This window comes from Arthrobacter agilis, from assembly GCF_002953615.1.
GTDB lineage: Bacteria > Actinomycetota > Actinomycetes > Actinomycetales > Micrococcaceae > Arthrobacter_D > Arthrobacter_D agilis_B.
Window position 1 is genome coordinate 2,179,235 of the sequence record NZ_CP024915.1, and the last position, 8,756, is coordinate 2,187,990.

General features: G+C 64.1%; 8 protein-coding genes. 7 read left to right on the forward strand and 1 reads right to left on the reverse strand.

What is annotated here, in order from left to right:
- The 7 genes from CVO76_RS10605 to CVO76_RS10635 form a co-directional block, all read left to right on the forward strand.
- Positions 1 to 541: response regulator transcription factor (locus CVO76_RS10605; protein WP_208739210.1), on the forward strand; the 541-nt coding region annotated here is incomplete at its 5' end.
- On the forward strand, positions 538 to 2,088 hold the full coding sequence (locus CVO76_RS10610; protein WP_244185894.1) for a HAMP domain-containing sensor histidine kinase: 1,551 nt from the start codon (positions 538 to 540) through the stop codon (positions 2,086 to 2,088). The genes CVO76_RS10605 and CVO76_RS10610, both read left to right, overlap by 4 nt.
- 456 nt (positions 2,089 to 2,544) lie before the next feature.
- The gene (locus CVO76_RS10615; protein ID WP_208739211.1) at positions 2,545 to 3,573 is read left to right on the forward strand and encodes a phosphodiester glycosidase family protein; all 1,029 of its coding nucleotides are present in this window, start codon (positions 2,545 to 2,547) and stop codon (positions 3,571 to 3,573) included.
- Positions 3,574 to 3,583: 10 nt separating this feature from the next.
- Positions 3,584 to 4,732 carry a bifunctional glycosyltransferase family 2/GtrA family protein gene (locus CVO76_RS10620; protein ID WP_208739212.1) on the forward strand — a complete coding sequence of 383 codons (1,149 nt, stop codon included), beginning with the start codon at positions 3,584 to 3,586 and terminating at the stop codon, positions 4,730 to 4,732.
- A gap of 109 nt (positions 4,733 to 4,841) precedes the next feature.
- Positions 4,842 to 5,600 (forward strand): DUF4956 domain-containing protein, encoded by a 759-nt coding sequence (locus CVO76_RS10625; protein WP_208739213.1) that lies wholly within the window; start codon positions 4,842 to 4,844, stop codon positions 5,598 to 5,600.
- Entirely contained in the window at positions 5,597 to 6,376 is a 780-nt protein-coding gene (locus CVO76_RS10630) for a polyphosphate polymerase domain-containing protein (RefSeq protein ID WP_208739214.1), read from the forward strand. Before CVO76_RS10625 ends, CVO76_RS10630 begins: the two co-directional genes overlap by 4 nt.
- Positions 6,377 to 6,420: 44 nt before the next feature.
- Complete coding sequence (locus tag CVO76_RS10635; protein WP_208739215.1) at positions 6,421 to 8,103, forward strand: carbohydrate-binding domain-containing protein; 1,683 nt, start codon at positions 6,421 to 6,423, stop codon at positions 8,101 to 8,103.
- Between the two features lie 329 nt (positions 8,104 to 8,432).
- Here CVO76_RS10635 and CVO76_RS10640 read toward each other — a convergent pair.
- Positions 8,433 to 8,756: aldo/keto reductase (locus tag CVO76_RS10640; protein WP_208739216.1), on the reverse strand; the 324-nt coding region annotated here is incomplete at its 5' end.

Sequence of the window (8,756 nt, forward strand, 5' to 3'; positions counted from 1 at the left end):
GCTGGTCCTCGACGTCATGATGCCGGGAGTGGACGGCATCGAGGCACTCACGAGGATCCGCACCTTCGCACCGAACGTCCCTGCCCTGTTCCTCACCGCGAAGGACGCCGTGCAGGACCGCATCTCCGGGCTCTCGGCCGGCGGCGACGACTACGTCACGAAGCCCTTCAGCATGGAGGAGCTTCTGCTGCGCCTCCACCGCCTCGTCCAGCGCTCCGGGGTCGCGGCGTCGGATTCCGCGGAACTGGTGGTCGGGGACCTCGTGATGAACGTCGACACCCGCGAGGTCACCCGCAATGGAGAGGACATCGCCCTGACCTCCACCCAGTGGGAGTTGCTGCGCTACCTCATGGAGAATCCGCGCCGTGTGGTCAGTAAGTCGCAGATCCTCGACAACGTGTGGAACTACGACTTCGGCGGCCAGGCGAACATCGTCGAGCTCTACATCTCCTACCTCCGTAAGAAGATCGACGTCGGGCGCACTCCCATGATCCACACCGTCCGCGGCGCCGGGTACGTGCTCAAATCCGCGGCTTCGTGACTCCTCCGCATCCCGCGGGCACCCGACCGGGACGCCGGCCGCTGCACCTGCGCACGAAGCTGATCCTGGCGACCCTCGCACTGCTCACGGCGATCTGCGTGGCCATCGGTGTCCTCAGCCACCTCGCCATGAGCAGCTACCTCACGGGGCAGCTCGACGAAGCCTTGACCTCAGCAGCCGACCGCGCTGGCGGGCCTCCGCCCAACGGTGACCAGCGGGCGCCGCGCGATGTGGACCCCGGGAATGCGGCTGGCCAGCGACCCGGCACCCTGAACGTACTGTTCGACGATGGAGTGGCGCAAAACTCCGCGCTTGTTCTAGACGACGGCAGCACGGAACCCCTCACGGATGCCGACCTCACCTTGCTCAGAAGCATCAACCCGAACGACGATCCGACGGAACTAGCACTGTCGACGGGTGATTACCGGGTCGACGCATCAGCTTTACCCAGCACACCAATCAGCGATAGCGCAGTCCTCGTCACCGGCCTGTCTACCACCGAGCGCGACAGCACCCTCGTCTCCCTCGACATCACCGTGGCCGGGCTCTCGCTGGCGGGACTGGTGCTGACCGGGCTCGCCGGAACCGTGATCATCCGCCGGTCCCTGCGCCCCCTCGAGGAACTGTCGGCCGTCGCGACGTCCGTCTCGCAGCTTCCCCTGTCCTCCGGCGAAGTGGCCATCCCCGTGCGGGTCCCCCCTGCTGCAGCCCAGCCCGGCACGGAGGTCGGCACCGTAGGGCTGGCCCTGAACGAGATGATCGACCACGTCACGAGCGCCCTGCGCGAACGCCATGCAAGCGAGATGAAGGTGCGGCAGTTCGTGGCGGACGCGAGCCACGAACTCCGCACACCCCTGACCTCCATCCGCGGCTACACGGAGCTGGTCCTCATGAGCGAGGCCGTGAGCCCGTCCGGACGGTCCGCGCTCGAACGCGTGGACAGCGAGTCGAAGCGCATGTCGTCCCTCGTCGAGGACCTCCTGCTGCTCGCGCGCCTCGACGAGGGCCAGCGCGGCGAGGCATCCGACGTCGACCTCACCGAACTCGTGATCGAGACGACGAGCGATGCGCAGGTTGCCGCGCCGGGCTACACCTGGAGCCTCGACCTACCCGACGAGCCCGTCGAAGTACGGGCCGTCGAGGCCGAGGTCCGCCAGGTGCTCATCAACCTGCTCTCCAACGCGCACAAGCACACGCCGCCGGGCACGGTGATCTCCACGGCCCTCGCAGTGCGGGAGGGAAGCGCGAGCATCACCGTCACGGACTCGGGTCCGGGCATCGACCCGGCCTTCCTCGGCACCATCTTCACCCGGTTCAGCCGGGGGGACACCGCACGATCGGCCGGCACAGGCACTGCCAACAGCACCGGGCTCGGACTCGCGATCGTGCAAGCCCTCGTCGAAGCGAACCGCGGGAGCATCGGCGTGACCAGCGAACCGGGCCAGACACAGTTCCGGGTGGATTTTCCCCTGAGCCGGCGACCTGACAAGGGACTTTACAGCTCGGATACTCATTCATCTCAGAGCACTGGTGAAGATCGCCCGTAGAACTGGGCCAGGACGCTATCCGTAATTCGTGCATCCTTCTCACCCTTCAGGTTCCGCTCGACTTCCCCGTCAGTCGTTGTCCTCATCGGTACCGCCGGGGCAGGTAATACGACGGCGGCACACACGCTCAGCAAGCTCCTCAAGATCACCACGCCGACTGTCGTGCTCGCCAATTACTCAGGACGGCAAACCATATCGACGTGGGCCGAATGCGCCGGCGTCGCGGTGCTGCCGCTGGACTTTGCGGAGTCCATCATTTGCAACACGAACTTAGTGATGAACCACCGATGCGGCCTCCGGCTGTCGAGGCTCCCGCACCGTGCACCCCCACCCAGCACGCGCCCTGCAACGTGTCTTTCCTGCCCTATTCATCGATGTGTGAGGCGCCCGCGATCTCACAGCCCTGGCACAAGATGGGCAAACACCAGCCATAGGCGTGCCTCGTAGAACTGGAGTATGCCTACACACTCCAAGCCCCGCACGCCGGGACGCCTACGCAAAATGATCCTCGCCTCATCCCTCGCCGTTACCCTCGCCGCTGGCGGAACCACCGCGTGGGCTTTGGACCGCTTCGTCGTCGAGAAAGTGGAGATCAGCAACGTCTCCGCCTACGAGGCGGAACAGGTAACAGCCACCAGCACCGAGACCACCGCGACGACTGACACGACGGACACGGAAACGGACGCCGAGGTGGACACCGAGACCGACGCTGAGGCGGAGGACGTATCCACCGCCCTGACAGACACGTCTTACACCTCTGCGGACGGCAGTATCGAGATCTCGACCGTCGTTACCGGAACCGGTGACGAGACCGTCACCTATTACGTGGCCGATGTCGAACTCGCCGACGCAACAACGCTCCGTTCTGCCTTCGCCGAAGACAGCTTCGGAGAGAACATCACCGACACCACCTCCGCTATCGCCGAGGCCAATGAAGCGATCTTCGCGATTAACGGCGACTACTACGGCTTCCGCGACACCGGGATCGTCATCCGTAACGGCGTCGTCTACCGGGACGAGGGGGCCCGGCAGGGCCTCGCTTTCTACACGGACGGCACCGTCCAGGTTTACGACGAGACCACCACGACCGCTGAGCAGCTCCTCGCGGACGGCGTCTGGAACACCCTCTCCTTCGGTCCGTCCCTCATGGACGACGGTGAGATTGCTGCCGGCATCGAGGACGTCGAGGTCGACACGAACTTCGGCAACCACTCGATCCAAGGCGAGCAGCCCCGTACAGCGGTCGGCGTGATCGACGAGAACCACCTGGTGTTCGTCGTCGTGGATGGGAGGTCCGACGGTTACAGCGACGGGGTCACCATGACCGAGCTGGCGACGATCATGCAGGACCTCGGAGCCACCACGGCCTACAACATCGACGGTGGTGGGTCCTCGACCATGTACTTCAACGGCGAGCTGGTGAACAACCCGCTCGGCAAGGGCGAGGAACGCGGCACTTCCGACATCCTGTACATCGGCCAGTAGGGGGCACTCCGTGATCATCCTCATCCCCGCCTACGAACCCGACGGCAAGCTCCCGCAGCTCGTCGGCGACCTGCTCACTGCGGATCCCCGCCTTCTGGTCCTCGTGGTCGACGACGGCAGCGGTCCCCGCTTCGGCCCCGTGTTCGACGACGCCCGCCGCGCCGGCGCAACCGTCATCGGCTATCCCACTAACCGGGGCAAAGGTCAGGCCTTGAAAACCGGGTTCGGCTACATCAAACGCCACTACCCGGGCCACGGCGTGGTCTGTGCTGACAGCGACGGCCAGCACACCGTCATCGACATCCTCAACGTGGCCGCCCAGGTCGAGGCCGGGACGGGAAATCAGCAGGCCGGCGCGGCCATGGTACTGGGAGAACGCGCTTTCGACGGCGATGTACCGGTCCGCAGTCGGTTGGGCAACTCCCTCACACGCACCTTGTACCGGCATGCAGCAGGAGTGAACCTGCACGACACCCAGACAGGGCTTCGAGGGTACCCCGCCACCATGCTGGCCTGGCTCTGTTCGGTGCGAGGCGATCGCTACGAGTACGAGCTCAACCTGCTTCTCCAAGCTGGTCACGCAGGCTATCGGATCGAGAGCATCGGAATCTCGACAATCTACCTTCCGGGCAACAGCTCGTCCCACTTCAGGCCGCTCATCGATTCCGCCCGTATTTACGCACCGCTCCTGAAATTCTCCATCTCCTCACTGGCTGCTTTCGGCATCGACCTGCTCGCATTCGTCCTGCTCGGCCTGCTGACCGACTCACTCCTGTCGACCGTCATAGGAGCACGCCTCATCAGTTCGTCCGCGAACTTCCTCACAAACCGTCGCCTGGTCTTCAGCCACGGCCGACACCGGCCCCTACCCATGGCTGCGCTGCGGTACTTCACGCTTGTCATCGCCCTACTCGCCGCGAATTACGCGGGGATATACCTGCTCGCCAGCGCCGGTATGCCGGAGGTTGCAGCGAAAGTCCTCACCGAAGCCCTTCTCTTCTTCGTGAGCTTCACTGTGCAACGGCGTTTCCTAACCGGCACGAGGACCGACTCGAGGACATCGGTCAGGGCTTCGGTGCCACATGCCGCTGCGGCGCCGGTTTCCGCGTCGTTCGGGGATGCAGTGCCTGAACTGGCCAGAGGCAGGAACGCGGCCTGACGCCGATCCCTGCAGCTCTTATGCGGGGCTACGTTCCGGCACAGCCTCAGCACAGGGTGCAACCGGATTCTAGAAAGAGACCAATCAACCACATCCTGGAGAACATCCCATGAACATCCTGATCCTCATCGCTGCAGACCTCCTGGCGATCACTTTGCTCACCTTCGGCCTGTACCTTCGCCGCCACCGCCGACGCGACCTCGTCGTGTCCTACCTCGGAATGAACGTCGGAGTGCTCGCCGTAGCTACCGCGCTCTCCGGGTCAGCAGCCGGCGTCGGCCTGGGACTTGGACTCTTCGGCGTCCTCTCCATCATCCGGCTCCGTTCGACAGAGCTTGCCCAGCACGAGGTGGCCTACTACTTCTCCGCCCTCGCCCTCGGACTGATCGCGGGCCTCGGCGCCGAGCCACTGTGGCTACCACTGGCACTCATGGGACTGATCCTCGCCGCGATGTTCATCGGCGACCACTCATGGGTCCTACCCGGATACCGGCACCAAATCGTGGTCCTCGACCAGGCCATCAGCGACGAGGCAGTACTCCACACACGCTTGAACGAAACCCTCAATGCCCGAATTCACTCCGCGACCGTAACCGAACTCGACCTCGTCAACGACAAGACGATCGTCGAGGTTCGCTACGAGAAGACCACCCCGCCTCAGCAATCCGTAGCGGGTCCGGCGACACCATCGATCACGTCTCTGCATGACAGGGCATCCAATACACCAGCAGGCACCACCCACTACACAGACCTGCCCGAAACGACTCCCGCTGGAAACCCCGCCCACATCCCGAATCACCTTCCGCTCTCACCGCAGGACCGAGAGGAACTGCCGGAGACCACCCGCCACCCGGTGAAAGTCTCATGACCACCGGAACGCTCAGCGGCCTGGACACCCGCTCCGTCATCAGTCTCGAGGCGCTCAACAACACCGCCGCCCTGCAGACCCGCATCGACCGAAAGTACGTCGTCGGAACCCGTCTCGCCGACGTCATCCTCGAATCCTTCGACGCTGAGGCACGTGTCCTCGAAATGTCCGGCCGTCGATCCTTCACCTACAACTCCGTGTACTTCGACACCCCGAACCTCGACAGCTACCTACTCGCCGCCCGCGGCAGGCGCCGCCGCTACAAAATCCGTACCCGCACGTACGTGGACACCGCAAACAGCTTCCTCGAAGTGAAAACCGAAGGTGCACGCGCTGCCACCGTCAAAGAACGCATTCCCTACGATCCCGCCGACAGCCACCGCCTCACGAACGAGGGCCTCAATTACATCAATGAGACCCTCACTTCCTCCATCGGCTACATGCCCTCAGGGATGCTGCAACCCGTCATTGAAACCCGCTACCGGCGCATCACGCTCTACTTACCCGCGTCCGAAAGCCGGGCCACGATCGACTGCGGCGTCACGTGGCGGAAGCCGGGAGGACACGCCCTTGAACTAGACGGCGCTGTCATCATCGAGACGAAGTCCGGCCACGCGGCCAGCGCCCTCGACCGCCACCTCTGGGCCCACGGCATTCGGCCCAGCCGCATCTCAAAATTCGCCACCGGTCTCGCCGCCCTAGATCCTGCACTTCCGGCAAACCGCTGGCACCGCACCATCACCAACTCCCTGGCGTTTCGCCAACTCCCGCACTGACGCCCACTCCGACTAGCAACCTTCAAACCCCAAGGACATCCTTCATGCGCCGCTTCTCCATCACAGCACCCGGCACGCCCCTCAAAACCTCCGTCGCCGCCCTGGCGATCGCCCTCTCCCTCGCCGCCTGCGGCACCACCACCACCACCGCAGGCACCACCACCACAAACACCACGGACACCACCGTCTCCTCGAGTACGGCAACCTCCTCAACGGCCACGGCCAACGATGCCGCTGCAGACAACAGTTCCGACACAACCACTGACACGACCGCTGTCGTTGCCGCCGATGCCACCGCCATCACCGAGGACACCCACTACGACGCCGATGACCTGACCTGGGACCCGGCCGAGGAGGTGGCGGTCACCCTGGCGGACGATGCCAGTGGCGCCACAGGTGACGGTGTCGCGGTGGACGGCAACACCATCACCATCACCGCTGCCGGTACCTACCGTCTTTCCGGGGAGCTCACCAACGGCCAGGTCGTCGTCGCAGCAGGAGAAGAGGACGTCGTCCGGGTCATCCTCGACGGCGTCGAGCTGACCAGCAGCACCGGCTCGCCGTTCGTCGTGACCAGCGCCAACGAAGCAATGGTCTATCTCGAAGACGGCAGCACCAACACCCTGACCGACGCAGACACCTACGCCGACACCGGTACGGACGCACCCAACGCCACCCTCTACTCCATGGCCGACCTCACCATCGCCGGCGCTGGTGACCTCACCGTCAACGGCAACACCAACAACGCGATCACCTCAAAAGACGGACTGGTCCTCGCCTCCGGCAACGTCACTGTCAATGCGGTGGACGACGGTATCGAAGGCAAGGACTACATCGCCTTCCTCGGGGGCACCTACGACGTCACGGCAGGCGGCGACGGCGTCAAATCCACCAACGAGGACGAAGAAGAGCGCGGCTGGTTCACCGTCTACGGGGGCCAACTCGTGGTCTCCTCGGGTGACGACGGTGTGAAGGCGGCTACCACTCTCACTGTCAACGCCGGAATGATAACTGTCACCGACTCTGTCGAAGGACTCGAAGCGCAACACATCACCATCAACGGGGGCACCGTCGACGTCACCTCAACCGACGACGGCGTCAACGCATCGGGAGCATCCACCGCAACCACCAGTAGCAGTGATGGATCAATGGGCGGATCAATGGGCGGAGGAATGGGCGGCGGACCCGGTGGTGGCATGGAAGCAGCAGGTGATTACTCGGTCACTGTTACCGGCGGAACCCTCACCATCGACTCCGACGGTGACGGCCTGGACTCCAATGGCGACGCGAGCATCACCGGGGGAACCGTCGTCGTAAACGGCCCGACCAACGACGGCAACGGGGCGCTGGACGTCAATGGTGAACTGACAGTCGACGGTGGAACCGTTGCCGCGGCCGGCAGTTCGGGCATGGCCGTCACCCCCGGGACCGCCTCCACCCAGTCAGGGGTACAAATCACCTTCGGCACTGCGGTCCCTGCAGGTACAGCACTGCAGATCGCATCGTCAGACGGAACCGTCGTTGGTGCGTTCGTCACGAGCAAAGAGGTAGCGTCACTGGTCTTCTCCTCGGCATCGATCACCGATGGCGAGACTTACACCGTCTACACCGGCGGCACCACCACTGCTACCGAAGGGATCACCGAAGGAACCCTGGACGGCGCGGAAGAGCTCGGCACCGTCACCGCCGGCGATTACACGCAGTCGAGCGGACCAGGCCCACGGTAACGACCTCACATAGGTGACGCGTCCGCTGGGAACTTTCACTGGACGCGTCACCGCGAGGATTGCTCACCTACCTTCTCAGCCGGCGGGTACGGCTGGGTCGAGCGCCGCTAGCGTTGATTCCCGAAACAGGACGTACATGAAGGCGGCTGCAGCGTAGGCGGAAGTAGCCCAAGGGCTATCAACCTAATTCCCTCGGTATCGCATCTCCTACGCATGTCGCAGACAACCTCGCACTACTTCAGGTGATTGCTTGCACCACGGCACATGCTCGATCTCGTGTCGGGTAACCCGAACCCGAATCTGAGCCCGGGAGGTGGGGGAGCTGCGGGTTAGCCACGGTCGCGGGCCATACCTGCTTCGGTGTTGCGCGCGCCTGTGACCGCTCCGTGGGGTGATGCTGCCTCGATGAGGTCCAGGTCTTCCCGTGTGAGCTCTACGTCGGCTGCGGCTGCGTTCTCGGCAATGCGGCATGGTTTGGTAGTGCCGGGAATGGGCGTGGTGCCTGTATGCATGACCCAGGCGAGGGCGAGTTGGGCCGGTGTGATGCCCTTGGTGTCCCCGATGCTGCGCAGGGTATCGACAATTCGGAGGTTGGCTTTGATGGCGTCGTCCGAGAAGCGGGGCAGATTGCGGCGGGCGTCGCCCCCGCCATA